The sequence below is a fragment of the Alteromonas sp. HB246098 genome, from assembly GCF_054890645.1.
In genome coordinates this window covers 72,524-86,968 of record NZ_JBTZUG010000006.1, presented here as the reverse complement: position 1 = coordinate 86,968, position 14,445 = coordinate 72,524, and the positions used below count along the sequence as shown (strand labels likewise).

Genomic DNA, 14,445 nt, shown 5'->3' with positions numbered 1-14,445 from the left:
CCCACGCTTTTTTGGAAAAGACAGAGATTGCCCGTGAGAAAGGATAACCATTGGTAATAGGGTAACAACAAAATTAGGAAACAAAGAATGACTCAGCAACTTCTGCCGTGCGTAGAGATAAACCCATCCACTACGCCTGATGCCTGCGTTATCTGGCTACACGGTCTAGGCGATTCAGGCCACGGTTTTGCGCCTATCGTGCCTGAACTAAAGCTTCCTGAATCAATGGCCGTCAAATTTCTATTCCCCCATGCACCTGAACGCCCCGTAACCATTAACGGTGGAATGCGTATGCGTGCATGGTACGACATAAAATCACTGGACTTTGAAAGCCGTGCCGATTTAGAAGGCGTAAAAGAATCAGCTGCCCAAGTAGAAGCACTTATTGAAGCGCAAATTGAAAGTGGTATTCCTAGCGAACGCATAGTACTTGCTGGGTTTTCTCAAGGCGGGGTAATTGCACTTCACCTAGCACCTCGATATGCCCGTAAGTTTGCTGGCGTTATTGCACTATCAACCTATATGAGTGAGCCATCGCTACTTGCAAGTGAGGCAACAGACACAAATCGTGAAACGCCTATTATGATGGCGCATGGCGAGCAGGATGAAGTGGTACCCGTATTCATGGGCAATGCGGCATTTAAAACGTTAAACGAAAACGGTTTTAAAGCCACATGGCAAACCTACAACATGCAGCATAATGTATGTATGGATGAGCTAAGCGATATCAGTGATTGGCTTCAGAAAGTTCTAAACTAAGTTTCACGAAGCATTATTCAGTGTGATAGTTAGCTATAAAAAAGCGAATTATCACACTTATCTAATTACCACACTATGTCGAGCGCCTTTGCGGCTATTCCCTTATATTCACGCGTTGCGTTCATACTTTGCATTAAGATTCCAAACAGGACGTTTCAAACATCCCTCTATTCTGCAACGCGGTTTCTCCCCCCATTTTTAGCTTTATAGAGATTATCATCAGCGTGCTTTAAGCTAGCGTGCAGTTTGTCGTCAGTAAGCGCGGTAGCCACGCCAAAACTGGCGGTAATGTTGTGATTGATATCCCCTTCTATAAATGGATTTTCTTCAACAACCTTTCTCATTTTTTCCGCAAGTTTTACGCCTTGGCTCAAAGGCGCTAGTGGAAAGAGTACTAAGAACTCTTCTCCGCCGGTACGCGCAACAATGTCAGATGCTCTAACAGCACCTTTGATAATGCTAGTGAAGTGGATTAGCACCTCATCACCAATATCATGACCATAGGTGTCGTTAATCTTCTTGAAATGGTCTATATCGACAACCACTGCGGTAAGAGGGAAATAGGCGCCAGGGTCTTTCATGGCACGTTCAAAAAAGACGGTTTCTAAAAAGCGTCTATTTGGCAATTTGGTTAGCGGGTCTGTGTTAGCTTGCTTCATGCGCTCTAAGTTTTCACGCAGCATTTCTTTTCGGCTTTTGTGCCAGAAATTTTCGCCAATAAAGGCAACGCAAATAAAACAGAATGTCGCAATTAAAAATCGTGAAACATGCTCATCAGGGTATTTTGCAACAATAGCGTCTTGGTTATACAGCATATAAATCGACAACCCTATGGTGACTGCAACATAGAGCATAGCGGGTTTAAATCGCACCACTATTATTTGAATAAAAAGTAGTGGAAATATGAAGTACAAGCCCGTGTTGTTCAGCCCGCCGGTATAAACCAAGGCATTGATGGTAAAAAGAACAATAAGCCCTGCGAAATAATAAAACACATCACTTTTCGGGAAAATATGTGAAAGCGCAACGTTGAGGTAAATAACGGTGGCAGATGTAGCTAATACACTAACCAACAATGGGTTATTGGTACCAAAATTGAGCCATGCCATAAATGCGATTATGGTGCCACCAACATAGGAAATGAAATACAACGTCAGTTTGCGTCTTTTTACTTCAGCTTCGTCTTGTTGCGCGTTTCTTAGTAATTGTCCAATTGGCGTGTTGTCCATCTAACAACTCTACTCCCCAAATTTATAAGCAGACACTTCGTCCAACTACAGCATAGACGTATATTTGCACAAAAACCAAGTAGAAAACTGCGCCTAATTTCAAACATTAACCCAGAAAATGCGTATACTACGAAGTATCTCGTATAACGTTGTGTTACAGCGTTTAAGTTTCTTTTTTTACAGAGTTTGGAATAGCCATGAGTCACCTCAACACTACCCGCACCGTTCGAATTGCTACTAGAAAAAGCGCGCTAGCGCTTTGGCAAGCAGAGTATGTGAAGGCAAAATTAATGGAGCACTATCCATCAATGACCGTTGAGCTTGTGCCTATGAGTACGCAGGGCGATAAAATTTTAGATACGCCATTGGCGAAAATTGGCGGTAAAGGACTGTTCATTAAAGAACTTGAAATAGCCATGTTGGAAGGCCGTGCTGATATCGCGGTTCACTCAATGAAAGACGTCCCAGTAGAGTTTCCTGAAGGTTTTGGTTTACACGCTATTTGTGAACGCGAAAACCCGTTTGATGCCTTTGTTTCTAATGACCACGATAGCCTAGATGCGTTGCCACAAGGTGCAGTTGTCGGCACATCTAGCCTTCGCAGACAGTGCCAAATTCGCAAATATCGTCCAGATCTCATCATTAAAGATTTACGCGGTAATGTGAACACGCGATTAGCAAAGCTAGATGCGGGTGAATACGACGCCATTATCCTAGCTTCCGCTGGCCTTATTCGTCTTGAAATGGAATCTCGTATTCGTATGCCGTTGCCTGCCGACATTTCGCTGCCGGCTGTAGGCCAAGGTGCAGTAGGTATTGAATGCCGTAACAACGACGAAGAGCTAATTAACTTGCTACAAGCGTTAAATCATACCGATACCAATACCCGTGTTACCGCAGAGCGCGCCATGAATGAGAGATTGGAAGGCGGCTGCCAAGTACCTATTGGTAGTTTTGCTACCCTAGACGGCGACGTACTAACCTTAACTGGTATGGTTGGAAGACCAGATGGCTCTGAGCTGCTGTTTGCGTCTGCTACTGCGTCACGCGAAAAAGCCGCAGACATAGGTATTGAAGTAGCAGAAGCGCTATTAGAGCAAGGTGCCGGGGAAATTCTTAAAGCACTTTATAACTAAGTTATACGTAAAAGAAGCGCGCATTTCTGCGCACATAGAAATGCGCAGCAAACTTAAAAGGATGAGAGTTCGATAATATGCTTCTGTTCACGCGCCCACTGCCAAAATTAAAAGCGAGTGCTTCGGCTTTCGAGCAAGCGGGCATTAAAGCGGTAGGGGTAGCCACCTCTGACATTATTGATATCTCGTCTGAACGAAAAGCCGCAGCAGAATATTTAGCTTCAAATACAGTAAACGCAATTATTGTTACCAGCGTATACGCTGTGAATAGTGTTATTTCGGGGCTGCGTGACATAGCCTCCCCACTCCCTTTAATTATTGCTGTTGGCGATGCCACTGCGCGCAAACTGCAGGCAGGCCTTGAAACGTTTTCTTCGGCGAACGTTGTTACTCCAAAGGTCCATACATCCGAAGGTATACTGGCAATGCATCAGCTTAATGAGGCAAACTGTAAGCATGTCGTTATTATTAAAGGTGAAGGTGGACGAGAAGCCATAGCAAAAGGATTAGACGAAAAAGGTATTTTAGTAAATAGCTTTTGCGTTTATAAAAGGGAGCAACTTACACGCCCAGTTTACACAAAACGTTGGAAAATGGGCGAAGTTAGCGGCATTATCGCTACAAGCGAAGCAATGGCACTGCAACTGATAGAACAATTTGGTAACGCTTTGTTAGCCTTTAAATGGTTAACAGTGAGTGACCGAGTCGCCCAAACCCTTAACAGTAAAGGTGTTAAAGAGGTAGCGGTTTGTCAGCGAGCCACCGATCAGGCACTCATCGCCTGGGTAAAGGATAACTGGGAGTATTGAATGGCCAACAATAATGAAAATAGCCCACAAAAAGAGGAACTCGTAAAAGTGGAAGCTGAAAAAGAAGTAATTGAGTCTTCTGCCACGCAGAGTGAATCGACTGAATCTGGAGCTAAGAAAAAGAAATCATCAGGCAATGGCCTGCTATGGTTCGTTGTAATCATTTTGTTCTTAGCCGTAATAGGCATGGCTGGCGCGGGCTATTGGTATTATATGCAGCAACAGTCAGCTAGCGCAGATTCCGCCAACACACAGCAAAGCAACACGGCAAAGTTAAACAATATAGAACGAGAACGTAGCGACATCTTAGCGTCGCTAGAAGACGTGTCGCGAACGAATAAAGCCTTACAAGATACGGTAGATAAACTTAAGTCTGAGAACGAGAAACTTAGCCTACAGGCCGAGTCTACCCTTCAACAGCTTAACAATATGGAAGGTCGCCGCCCAGCTGACTGGCTAATTGCAGAAGCTGACTATTTAGTTCGTATGGCGGGTAGAAAGCTTTGGCTGGAAAACGATGTTCGCACAGCAATTTTGCTATTGGTCAATGCAGATAAGCGCTTAAAGTCTTTGGCTGACCCGTCGGTACTACCCGTTCGCGCTAACCTAGCTGAAGATATTCAAACGCTACAGCAGCTAAACCCTGTATCGCAAAGCTCAGTAGCGCTTGCCCTTACTGGCATGATTGCGCAAATCGATAAGTTGCCATTGGATACCTTCGAAAAGCCTGAAGATGCTAACGCAGAAGACACCACCTTGTCAGAGTCGGCTGACGACTGGCAGGACAACCTTGCGAAGGTGTGGCGTTCGTTGGTAAATGATTTTCTTACCGTTAAAACTATTGAAGGCCCGGTTGAGCCAGTACTGTCATTAGAAGCACAGTTCTTGGCAAAAGAGCAGCTTCGTCTGCAGCTTATGCACGCTCAAACTGCCGCGCTTCAAGGCGATGCGGGGCTTTACAGTCAATCGCTTCAATATGCACAAACGCTGCTTATTGAAAAATACGACACCGAGAAAAGTCAGGTAACCGGCTTTGTTGATGCACTACAAAACCTGATTGCCACCGATATTTCACGCCCAATTCCTACAGAGCTAGCGTCACAAAAACCGCTAGAGCGTTTACTGGATAGCCGTGTTAAGCAGGTGTTTGGACAAGGAGCAAGTGCACTATGAAATGGTTAGCTATTGCCCTTGCGGTATTAGCCGCATTCGTTGTTGCGCTTATTGTTGGTCCAATGATACTTGGCGATAAAGGTTACGTACTTATTTCTCTAGGCAGTACAGCTATTGAAATGACCGTGATCAGCTTTTGTATTTTGGTCATTGGTGCCGTTATTGCCTGGTATGTGTTATCCCGTTTTGTTTTGTGGGCGTTAAGCTTAATTACAGGCTCACATAAATGGTTCGGCACTTTAGGTGAACGCAAGCGCAAGCGCGCATTTTACGATGGCTTGCACGCCATGGCCGCAGGTGATTTTGATTCGGCACAAAAAGCATTAGGCAAAACCACCAATGGTGATTTTGAAGGCGTAAACTATTTGGCTTCAGCGCAGATTGCGTTTGCCAACGACGACCTAGCTAAAGCCCGTTATTTTCTGGTTCAGGCCACTGACTTTCCGAAAGCGAAAGTAGCCGCAACGGTAATGCATGCACGCATTGATGTGGCTGAAGAAAAGTTCGAGGCGGCACTCGAAAAGCTTAACGAACTAGACGAGCAAGATCGTGACAACAAGCAGGTTGTGCAGCTAAAAGCGCAAATTCTTGCCAAGTTAGGTAAGTGGCAGGTGCTTCAAGAGAATCTATCGGGTTGGCGTAAAGCCTTGCCTAAAGCTGACTACACCACGTGGAGCCAGCGTATTGCTAAAGGTAAGTTTGCAGAAATTGCCAGTAAGCAAGGTGCCGTTGAGCTTAAATCATACTGGGACACCCTGCCTCGTAAATTACGTCACGACGACGCCTATCGTGCTGCCTACATTCAACAGCTTCTTGACCAAGGTATGCATGCCGACGCTCAAGATTTGTTAGTTGAATGGCAAAAACGCGGGCCGAACAGCACGCTATTCCCGCTGTTCACGCAGCTTAATATTCCTAATGCATCACCATCGTTACGTTTACTTGAAAGCTGGATAAAGCAAGACGAAGAAAACGTTGAGCTTTATTCCACGCTAGGCCAAGTGGCGTTCAACTCGGGCGATGATGTGTTAGCTGAAAAAGCCTTGCTAAAAGCTACCAAAATGGAGTCGCGCAAAGAAGACTTATTGCTGCTATCTGCCATTAGTGAACGCAAGCAAGACACAGCCACCGCCCTTCAGCTTTACAAAGAAGGACAGCAACTAGCTAGCTAAATGAATATTCGTTTAGCTTTCTGGTAGTACTTGTAATCCAACTAAAGTTGAAGATATAGTAAAAGGGAATTCTCGATTAGCGCTGTTTCAACAGCAAACAGCGCTAATTGAAACAAACAACTTGTCGGAGTGCTTCACTGGTAACCCAGTAAGCTGAGACCGCGAAAGTGGGATCCGTAGAACCTGATCAGGCTAGTACCTGCGAAGGGAACAAGAAAATACAATGTGCACTATGTTAAGCAACAGTTTGGCATTGTGAAGCAAGGTTAGATTACTTAGTGGTTTGTTTGTCACTTTCATAACGGGCACAGAGCGTTAACTTTGAGATAAAGCATCAAATTTCAATGATGCCATTTCTAACTCAAAGTAAATTGCTTAAGGCCTTAAGAACAAACGACAGTAAACAGTAACGGGCTCATTCTTAGTTTCTTTACTTTCAACCTCGCTACAGTAGAAGGTTCCGCCCTTCAAACACTTACACACTGTATTCTCCTTCACTCCTGACAAGCATTTTTAGAACCTAAATTTACAAGGTAAAATGCTATGTCGAACAGACGCGAACAACGCCAACAAGCTCAGCAATTCATTAATGAACTAGCGGGCGAAGCTTACCCCAATTCAACGCGCCACTACGAGTGTGGCAGCCGCGACGATATCCGAGTGGCCATGCGCCTTATCCACCAGCATGACAGCCTAGTCGGTGGCACCGAAGAAAACCCTATCTTAGAGCCAAACCCACCTATTCCGGTGTATGACACCTCAGGGCCCTACGGCGACCCGCTAGAAAATATTGATGTTCACAAAGGCTTAAGCCCACTTCGCCAAAAGTGGATTGAAGAGCGCAGCGATACCGTTGAGCTTGAAGGCGTTTCATCAAGCTTCGCGAAAGAGCGTGAAAACGACATCTTTACTGAAGATTTTCGCTTTATCCGCAGCCGCAAACCGTTAAAAGCGAAAGCGGGCAAGAACGTCACCCAGCTTCACTACGCAAGACAAGGCATTGTTACCCCTGAAATGGAATACATTGCCATTCGTGAAAACATGGGCCGTCAAGCCATTAAAGATGCGGAGCTAACGCAGCAGCATAAAGGAGAGCACTTTGGCGCGAATTTGCCCGATACCATCACGCCTGAATTTGTTCGCCAAGAAGTGGCCGCAGGCCGCGCCATCATTCCATGTAATATTAATCACCCCGAACTAGAGCCAATGATTATCGGCCGCAACTTCTTGGTGAAAATTAACGCGAATATTGGTAATTCGGCAGTTACCTCGTCAATCGAAGAAGAGGTAGAAAAGCTGGTGTGGTCAACGCGCTGGGGCGCCGATACCATCATGGACTTATCTACCGGTAGAAATATTCACGAAACCCGCGAGTGGCTGCTGCGAAATAGCCCGGTACCTCTTGGCACCGTTCCAATTTACCAAGCGCTAGAAAAAGTGAATGGCGTAGCCGAAGATTTAACCTGGGAGATGTTTAAAGACACGCTTATCGAACAAGCTGAGCAAGGTGTGGATTACTTCACCATTCACGCAGGCGTGTTGCTTGAATACGTTCACCTTACCGCAAAGCGAGTTACTGGCATTGTATCGCGCGGTGGTTCAATCATGGCGAAGTGGTGTTTGAGTCACCACCAGCAAAGCTTTTTGTACGAACACTTCCACGATATTTGCGAAATTTGCGCGAAATACGATGTAGCATTGTCGCTAGGTGATGGCTTGCGCCCTGGTAGCGTGGCCGATGCCAACGACGATGCGCAATTCTCTGAGTTACGTACCCTTGGTGAGCTGACCAAAATAGCTTGGGAATACGATGTTCAGGTAATGATTGAAGGCCCAGGGCATGTGCCAATGCACATGATTAAAGCGAACATGGAAGAGCAGCTTAAGCACTGTCACGAAGCGCCGTTTTATACCCTTGGCCCGCTTACCACAGACATTGCACCTGGCTACGATCACTTTACCTCAGGTATTGGCGCCGCCATGATTGGTTGGTACGGATGCGCAATGCTGTGCTACGTAACGCCTAAAGAGCATTTGGGTTTACCTAACAAAGAAGACGTTAAACAGGGGCTTATCACGTACAAAATAGCGGCGCACGCTGCCGACCTGGCGAAGGGCCACCCCGGCGCGCAAATACGCGACAATGCTATGTCGAAAGCGCGCTTCGAGTTTAGATGGGAAGATCAGTTTAACCTAGCATTAGACCCTCATACTGCTCGCGCTTATCACGATGAAACCTTGCCGCAGGCCTCTGGCAAAGTTGCGCACTTTTGCTCTATGTGCGGCCCAAAATTCTGCAGCATGAAAATTTCTCAAGAAGTACGTGATGTCGCTAAGCAAGCAGAGCAGCAAGAATTTGAAAAAGAAAAAGGCATGAAAGACATGGCTGATGCGTTTAATCAGTCGGGTGCTCAGCTTTATCACACTGCCGATAGCAAGGTTGAGTTGCCATGATAAACAGCCACCTAACCAAACCCGTACTAGAGCCGCCTAGCGTTAGGTTGCCGGTGGTATGGTGCATAGGCGGCGTTGACTCAAGTGGTGGCGCGGGTATAACCCGCGACGCTATCACGCTTGCCGATTTAAGCGCTCATGCCTGCGTGCTCACCACACAAATTACTGCGCAATCAAACCAGCAACTGCTTAGTAAAGACAGTATGAGTGCATCTGCGTTAAACCAGCAGTGGCAAGTGCTTTACGAAGATACGCCGCCACGCGCTATTAAAATTGGCGCTATCGCAAACGATGAGCAAGCACTTTTACTTTGCGCACGTATTCAGTCGTTAATAAAGCCTCGCCCGTTTGTGATATGGGACCCTGTGCAGGCTTCTTCATCTGGCGGTATGTTAAGCGACTTAAGCGAAAGCGTTGTTGACGAGTTGCTGAACACGGTTGATTTGGTTACCCCAAATATTGACGAGCTCACTTGGCTGTCTAATTTGACGGTAAACGACGATACCAGCTTAGCGTCAGCAATAAACCGGCTTATTGGAAAAGGGGCAAAGAGTGTTTACGTTAAAGGCGGCCACGCCGCGTGGCAAACTCAGGTATATGACACCTTTGTTTGCGCCTCGCACACCCTTCACTTTAGTCAACCGATAACCAACAACGGTAAACTTCGGGGTACTGGCTGCATGTTAGCAAGTGCGATTGCGGCTTTTCTTGTTAACGACTATTGCATTGAAGATGCGCTCACCCTAGCAAATGCCTATGTGTGTGAAGTAAGGCGAAAGACCCTTTGCGAGCCTGATACGGACGGCGCTAAGGCGCATAATAATGGGGCTGATTTGCCCACGTACTTCCCACGAACTAACGGTTTCCCCACACACGCCGCAAGTTTTCCAAAGGTAAATTTTCACCAAGGTAGCGCTGTTTTTTACAATAAAGATTTATGCCTAGAAAATTTGTCGAACAGCGACCTCCCCTCAGAAAGTGCGCAAGGTAGTATAGCCCACTTCCCTACACTCACTCATACGAACCTAGGCATATACCCCGTAGTAGATAGCGTTCAGTGGATAGCGAGGCTTTGGCCAACGGGCGTAAAAATCATTCAGCTAAGGGTGAAGGAAGGGTCACAACAAGACATTCGCCAACAGATAAAAGAGGCCATTGAGTTAGTGGAACACACCAACTGTCAGTTATTTATTAACGACTATTGGGAGTTAGCCATAGAGCTTGGGGCTTATGGCGTACATCTAGGTCAAGAAGATCTCGACACTGCAGATTTAAACGCTATTCGCAGTGCCGGACTAAGACTGGGCATTTCAACTCATGGATTCGCTGAGATTCAGCGGGTTCGCGCACTGAAGCCTTCTTACATTGCCCTTGGCCATATCTTTCCAACCAATACTAAAGACATGCCATCTAAACCCCAGGGTGTAGAGCGCTTGGCAAAATATGTGAAGCTGTGCGAAGGCATACCCACCGTTGCCATTGGCGGTATTAACTTATCGCGTATAAGTGACGTGGCTAAAACCAAGGTTGACGGTATTGCCGTGGTGAGTGCCATCACTCATGCGGAGCATCCGCTGCAAGCATACCAAGCGCTGGCACAGGAGGCGGGTTTTGCTTGAGCATCAGGACATACAGCGTTACAGCAGGCAGCTCTTGCTCGACTGTATCGACCAAGACGGCCAGCTTAATTTAGCAAACGCACACGCTGTGGTTGTTGGGTTAGGCGGCCTAGGAAGCTTAACAGCCCGCTATTTAGCTGGCGCAGGTGTTGGCAATATTACCTTGATAGACGGTGACACTGTCGATATCAGCAACTTACAGCGCCAGGTTAGCTACAACGAAATGCACTTAGGTGAACTTAAAGCCAAGTCGCTGTATAACGAACTTCGCAAAGTTAACTCTAACTTAAACATTCATTTTAAAAGCAAGTTTGCTGATAGTAATAACTTACCAACCTTAATTTCATCTGCCACCTGTGTACTGGATTGCACCGACAACATTACGGTAAGACGGCAGATCAATGCGGCCACCTATCGCGCCTCTATTCCGCTTTTTATTGCGGCCGCCAGCGGCCTTACATGGCAAGCACTTAATTTGCCGCAAAATTCGAACTCCTGCGGTTGTTACGAGTGCCTAGTAAATAAGGTGTCCGTGCGTGAAGACTGTTTGAGCAAAGGCGTACTTGGCCCTGTTGTTGGTATGGCCGCTTGCCATCAGGCAACACAAGCTTTGTTGTTTTTAGCAAAAGGTTTCCAAGCCGACATTAAGTGGGGGCACTACCTAACTGGGAATGCAGGCCTAGGTTCGCTACAAAGCTTTGAATTACCCCCCTCTTCTACTTGCGAGGTTTGCAATGACGCAAATTAAAGTAAACGTAAACAATCAACCTATGAACGTGATATCGCCCATATCGCTTAGCGAGTTAATTGCCCTTAAACAACTGAATGACGACGGTACCGCCATTGCTAGAAATGCGGCCATAGTGAGTAAAAAAGAATGGTCGACCACTTATCTTAAAGACAACGACACCGTTGATATCTTCACCCTAGTTGCAGGAGGCTAATATGCTAACGCTTGCAAACCACACTTTTTCATCACGTCTTTTAACCGGTACAGGAAAGTTCAGCAACGCCATCACTATGAAAGACGCAGTGGCCGCTGCACAAAGTAACATTGTTACCCTAGCAATGAAGCGCGTGGCGAGTAATAGCGGGCAAGACGAAACGCTAAAGGCACTTCGAGAGTTAGGAGTTACCCTGCTGCCTAACACATCGGGGGCTAAAAATGCCCAAGAAGCGATATTTGCCGCAGAACTTTCTTATGAAGCGCTAGGTAGCCCATGGATAAAGTTGGAAATTCATCCCGACCAGCGCTACCTGCTGCCCGACCCAATCGAAACTCTTCAGGCCGCCGAAACTTTGGTAAAAAAAGGGTTTAACGTACTGCCTTACTGTGGCGCAGATCCCGTTTTGTGTAAACGCCTAGAAGAAGTAGGCTGCGCTGCTGTTATGCCGTTAGGTGCACCCATTGGTAGCAATCAGGGCTTACAAACTAGGCCTTTCTTACAAATTATTGTTGAACAAGCCTCTATTCCGGTCATTGTAGATGCAGGTATTGGCAAGCCTAGTGAAGCCATGGCGGCAATGGAAATGGGCGTAGATGCGGTGTTGGTGAATACGGCTATTGCCACTGCCCAAAACCCTGTTGCCATGGCAGAGGCCTTTGCAAGCGCTGTAGCTACTGGTCGAAAAGCGTTTGAAGCAGGGCTTGGTGCAACATCTGATTTGGCGCAGGCCTCAAGCCCACTTACTGCGTTTTTGGAGCCAACACTATGAAGGTGGCACAGGCATTAATGCAGCAAGATTTGTCGCATTTTGCTTTATCGATAAACAGCAAAACGGCGAGTGACGTAGAGCGAGCATTAGGTAAAGAATCACTCTCACTCGATGATTTTATGGCGCTGATCTCTCCTGCTGGCGCAAGCTACTTAGAAGCCATGGCTAACCGAGCGAAATCACTAACCCGTCATCGCTTTGGCAATACCATGCAGCTTTTTGTGCCTTTATATTTGTCGAACCTGTGTGCCAACGAGTGTACCTATTGCGGCTTTACCATGAGCAATAAGATAAAGCGCAAGACCCTATCTATAAGCGAAGTGCTTACCGAAATCGAAGCTATTAAGGATATGGGCTTTTCTCAGGTGTTGCTGGTTACTGGCGAACACGAAACCAAAGTGGGCATGGACTATTTCGAGCAAACCCTTAGCGCCATTCGCGACAAGGTAAGCTACCTTATGATGGAGGTACAGCCATTAAAGAAAGAGCAATACGAAACCCTAAAACACCAAGGTTTAGATGCTGTTTTAGTGTATCAAGAAACCTATTCGCCCCAGCACTACGCCAGCTACCACACTAGAGGTAAAAAGCAGGATTTCTTATGGCGATTAGAAGCCAGCGACCGTATTGGGAAAGCGGGGATAGATAAAATAGGCATAGGTGCGTTACTTGGTTTAGGTGACTGGAGAGTTGATAGCGCTATGACCGCTCTTCACGGTAAGTTGATACAACAGTGCTATTGGCAAAGCCGTGTATCTATTGCTTTTCCGCGCCTTAGAAGCTGCGAAGGTAATAGCACTGGTGGCAACGCGCTTACCAATAACAAACTACCTAACGAACGAGACCTGCTGCAGCTGATATGTGCTCATCGCATCTTTAACCCGCAAGCAGAATTATCCCTGTCGACCCGCGAGTCGGCGGTATTTAGAGATGGCGTAATGCCGCTGGGAATCACATCAATGAGTGCTGCGTCGCAAACTCAGCCTGGCGGCTATAGTGAACCCTCTCAAGCGTTAAACCAGTTTGATATTGATGACAGTCGTTCGGTGCCTGAAGTCGTCAGCGCAATAAAATCGAGGGGATTAGACCCGGTTTGGAAAGACTGGATGGCTTTTTAATTTAACTAGATTCACTTAACGAAAATTAAGCGCACTATTCAAATTCTTTGTAAAGAAAGCGATCTTTTCGGCAGGCCTAACCTATTATTACTATCGTATATGAAATAAGGGAAGGTCTATGCTACGAAACGTTACATTATTAACCACAGGCTTGCTGATATTAAGCGCATGTGGTGATCACGGGTCTGATGGTCACTCGCACGACCAAGACGCCAATACTGGCTCACGTATAGGTACATTTTTCAGTGAAGACATCCAAGTTGCCGAAGAACTGGTGCCTTGCACGTTATCAGATAAAACTGAAACGCAGTGTTATTTAATTACGGTGCCGGGTAAACGTGAAATTGGGCACGATTTAGGCCCTTGGTGCCCTAGAAATATTGAAGACTCTGCCGAAGACAGCGGTATTTGGCTAGACAACAACAAGGTATACGATGCAGATGGCGAATTTATTGCAAATCTAGCCACATTCTACAGCGACGACAAATGGCAGCTGTACAACCCAGAGACCGGCGAAGTAAAAGTTACCGATAGCAAAGATGCGTGCCTTGCAGCTGCCCGTCCTGATGTAGACCCAGAATACCAAAATTATTGTGTTGAGTGCGCCCCTGAGTATTTCGAAGACGACATACCTACACAACAGTATGTTATTCCCGCCTTCCCCCAAAAATTAGATAAAGCTGCAAAGTTCGATGCGCATGGCGGAATGGGCTTAGCGTTTAATGGTGTGAAAATGGATGCTCCCGCACCCGTAGATGCCATTTTAGGCGCACATACGCTAGCGCCCTTTGACGACTGTGGCGGACACGTTAACCCGTTTGTAGGATATCACTACCATGCTATGACAGACTGCGCCGCGCATGAGGATAGTTCATCACCAAATGGTAAGCTGCTTGCTGTCGCTTTCGATGGTTTCACCGTATTCGGTCAGCTAAATAGTGACGGCAGCCAACCTGAAGGGTTAGATAGCTGTGGCGGGCATTCTGATGAAATCGATGGCTACCATTACCATGCAGCAGACCCAGGCAAGAATAAGATACTTGGCTGCTTTAGTGGAGCCCAAGGCTGCTCTGTAGAGGGCGATACGTACAACTGCTCTGTTAAACCAAAAGGGCCTCCACCAGGGGGCGAAGGGCACGGCGAAATGGGGCCGCCACCTAGAGGCTAAAAACCCGGCTACTACCCTCAAGTGGATTAGTTTTTTTAAGGCAAAACAAATAAAAAATTTGTTTTGCTTTCATGTAAAACCCTCCGTAGAAT

At 46.5% G+C, this 14,445-nt stretch carries 13 protein-coding genes and 1 riboswitch; of the genes, 12 read left to right on the top strand and 1 reads right to left on the bottom strand.

Going from position 1 to position 14,445, the window contains the following annotated elements:
- Positions 1–87: 87 nt before the first annotated feature.
- Positions 88–759, top strand: coding sequence for an alpha/beta hydrolase (locus ACYTPF_RS13675; RefSeq protein WP_179981965.1), 672 nt, complete (start codon positions 88–90; stop codon positions 757–759).
- Positions 760–926: 167 nt separating this feature from the next.
- Here the strand turns inward: ACYTPF_RS13675 and ACYTPF_RS13670 are convergent, their stop codons facing one another.
- Entirely contained in the window at positions 927–1,988 is a 1,062-nt protein-coding gene (locus tag ACYTPF_RS13670) for a GGDEF domain-containing protein (RefSeq protein ID WP_461852601.1), read from the bottom strand.
- A gap of 197 nt (positions 1,989–2,185) precedes the next feature.
- Between ACYTPF_RS13670 and hemC the strand changes: the two genes are divergently transcribed.
- From hemC to ACYTPF_RS13615, 11 genes are all read left to right on the top strand, one after another.
- Positions 2,186–3,124, top strand: coding sequence for a hydroxymethylbilane synthase (hemC, locus tag ACYTPF_RS13665; RefSeq protein WP_461852600.1), 939 nt, complete (start codon positions 2,186–2,188; stop codon positions 3,122–3,124).
- A 77-nt stretch (positions 3,125–3,201) separates the two neighbouring features.
- Positions 3,202–3,933: a uroporphyrinogen-III synthase gene (locus ACYTPF_RS13660; protein ID WP_179981962.1), complete on the top strand. Its 732-nt coding sequence runs from the start codon at positions 3,202–3,204 to the stop codon at positions 3,931–3,933.
- On the top strand, positions 3,934–5,106 hold the full coding sequence (locus ACYTPF_RS13655; protein WP_461852599.1) for a uroporphyrinogen-III C-methyltransferase: 1,173 nt from the start codon (positions 3,934–3,936) through the stop codon (positions 5,104–5,106).
- Positions 5,103–6,278, top strand: coding sequence for a heme biosynthesis HemY N-terminal domain-containing protein (locus ACYTPF_RS13650; RefSeq protein ID WP_461852598.1), 1,176 nt, complete (start codon positions 5,103–5,105; stop codon positions 6,276–6,278). Before ACYTPF_RS13655 ends, ACYTPF_RS13650 begins: the two co-directional genes overlap by 4 nt.
- Before the next feature lie 115 nt (positions 6,279–6,393).
- Positions 6,394–6,505, top strand: a riboswitch (TPP riboswitch).
- 316 nt (positions 6,506–6,821) lie between these two features.
- A complete protein-coding gene (thiC, locus tag ACYTPF_RS13645) occupies positions 6,822–8,732 on the top strand; it encodes a phosphomethylpyrimidine synthase ThiC (RefSeq protein WP_461852597.1) in 1,911 nt (636 codons plus the stop codon).
- Complete coding sequence (gene thiE / locus ACYTPF_RS13640; protein WP_461852596.1) at positions 8,729–10,351, top strand: thiamine phosphate synthase; 1,623 nt, start codon at positions 8,729–8,731, stop codon at positions 10,349–10,351. Before thiC ends, thiE begins: the two co-directional genes overlap by 4 nt.
- Complete coding sequence (locus tag ACYTPF_RS13635; RefSeq protein WP_461852595.1) at positions 10,344–11,099, top strand: HesA/MoeB/ThiF family protein; 756 nt, start codon at positions 10,344–10,346, stop codon at positions 11,097–11,099. The genes thiE and ACYTPF_RS13635 overlap by 8 nt, the downstream gene beginning before the upstream one ends.
- Positions 11,086–11,295, top strand: coding sequence for a sulfur carrier protein ThiS (gene thiS, locus ACYTPF_RS13630; RefSeq protein WP_179981957.1), 210 nt, complete (start codon positions 11,086–11,088; stop codon positions 11,293–11,295). Before ACYTPF_RS13635 ends, thiS begins: the two co-directional genes overlap by 14 nt.
- A 1-nt stretch (position 11,296) precedes the next feature.
- On the top strand, positions 11,297–12,067 hold the full coding sequence (locus ACYTPF_RS13625) for a thiazole synthase (protein WP_461852594.1): 771 nt from the start codon (positions 11,297–11,299) through the stop codon (positions 12,065–12,067).
- Entirely contained in the window at positions 12,064–13,185 is a 1,122-nt protein-coding gene (gene thiH, locus ACYTPF_RS13620; RefSeq protein WP_461852593.1) for a 2-iminoacetate synthase ThiH, read from the top strand. Before ACYTPF_RS13625 ends, thiH begins: the two co-directional genes overlap by 4 nt.
- Positions 13,186–13,303: 118 nt before the next feature.
- On the top strand, positions 13,304–14,353 hold the full coding sequence (locus ACYTPF_RS13615) for a YHYH protein (RefSeq protein WP_461852592.1): 1,050 nt from the start codon (positions 13,304–13,306) through the stop codon (positions 14,351–14,353).
- The last annotated feature ends 92 nt before the right edge of the window (positions 14,354–14,445 follow it).

Excerpts from the sequence above, each read along its gene's own strand:
- ACYTPF_RS13650 (WP_461852598.1), top strand. The coding sequence starts at position 5,103 with ATGAAATGGTTAGCTATTGCCCTTGCGGTATTAGCCGCATTCGTTGTT.
- ACYTPF_RS13660 (WP_179981962.1), top strand. The coding sequence starts at position 3,202 with ATGCTTCTGTTCACGCGCCCACTGCCAAAATTAAAAGCGAGTGCTTCG.
- thiC (WP_461852597.1), top strand. The coding sequence starts at position 6,822 with ATGTCGAACAGACGCGAACAACGCCAACAAGCTCAGCAATTCATTAAT.
- thiS (WP_179981957.1), top strand. The coding sequence starts at position 11,086 with ATGACGCAAATTAAAGTAAACGTAAACAATCAACCTATGAACGTGATA.
- ACYTPF_RS13655 (WP_461852599.1), top strand. The coding sequence starts at position 3,934 with ATGGCCAACAATAATGAAAATAGCCCACAAAAAGAGGAACTCGTAAAA.
- ACYTPF_RS13675 (WP_179981965.1), top strand. The coding sequence starts at position 88 with ATGACTCAGCAACTTCTGCCGTGCGTAGAGATAAACCCATCCACTACG.
- hemC (WP_461852600.1), top strand. The coding sequence starts at position 2,186 with ATGAGTCACCTCAACACTACCCGCACCGTTCGAATTGCTACTAGAAAA.
- ACYTPF_RS13670 (WP_461852601.1), bottom strand. The coding sequence starts at position 1,988 with ATGGACAACACGCCAATTGGACAATTACTAAGAAACGCGCAACAAGAC.
- thiH (WP_461852593.1), top strand. The coding sequence starts at position 12,064 with ATGAAGGTGGCACAGGCATTAATGCAGCAAGATTTGTCGCATTTTGCT.
- thiE (WP_461852596.1), top strand. The coding sequence starts at position 8,729 with ATGATAAACAGCCACCTAACCAAACCCGTACTAGAGCCGCCTAGCGTT.
- ACYTPF_RS13615 (WP_461852592.1), top strand. The coding sequence starts at position 13,304 with ATGCTACGAAACGTTACATTATTAACCACAGGCTTGCTGATATTAAGC.
- ACYTPF_RS13625 (WP_461852594.1), top strand. The coding sequence starts at position 11,297 with ATGCTAACGCTTGCAAACCACACTTTTTCATCACGTCTTTTAACCGGT.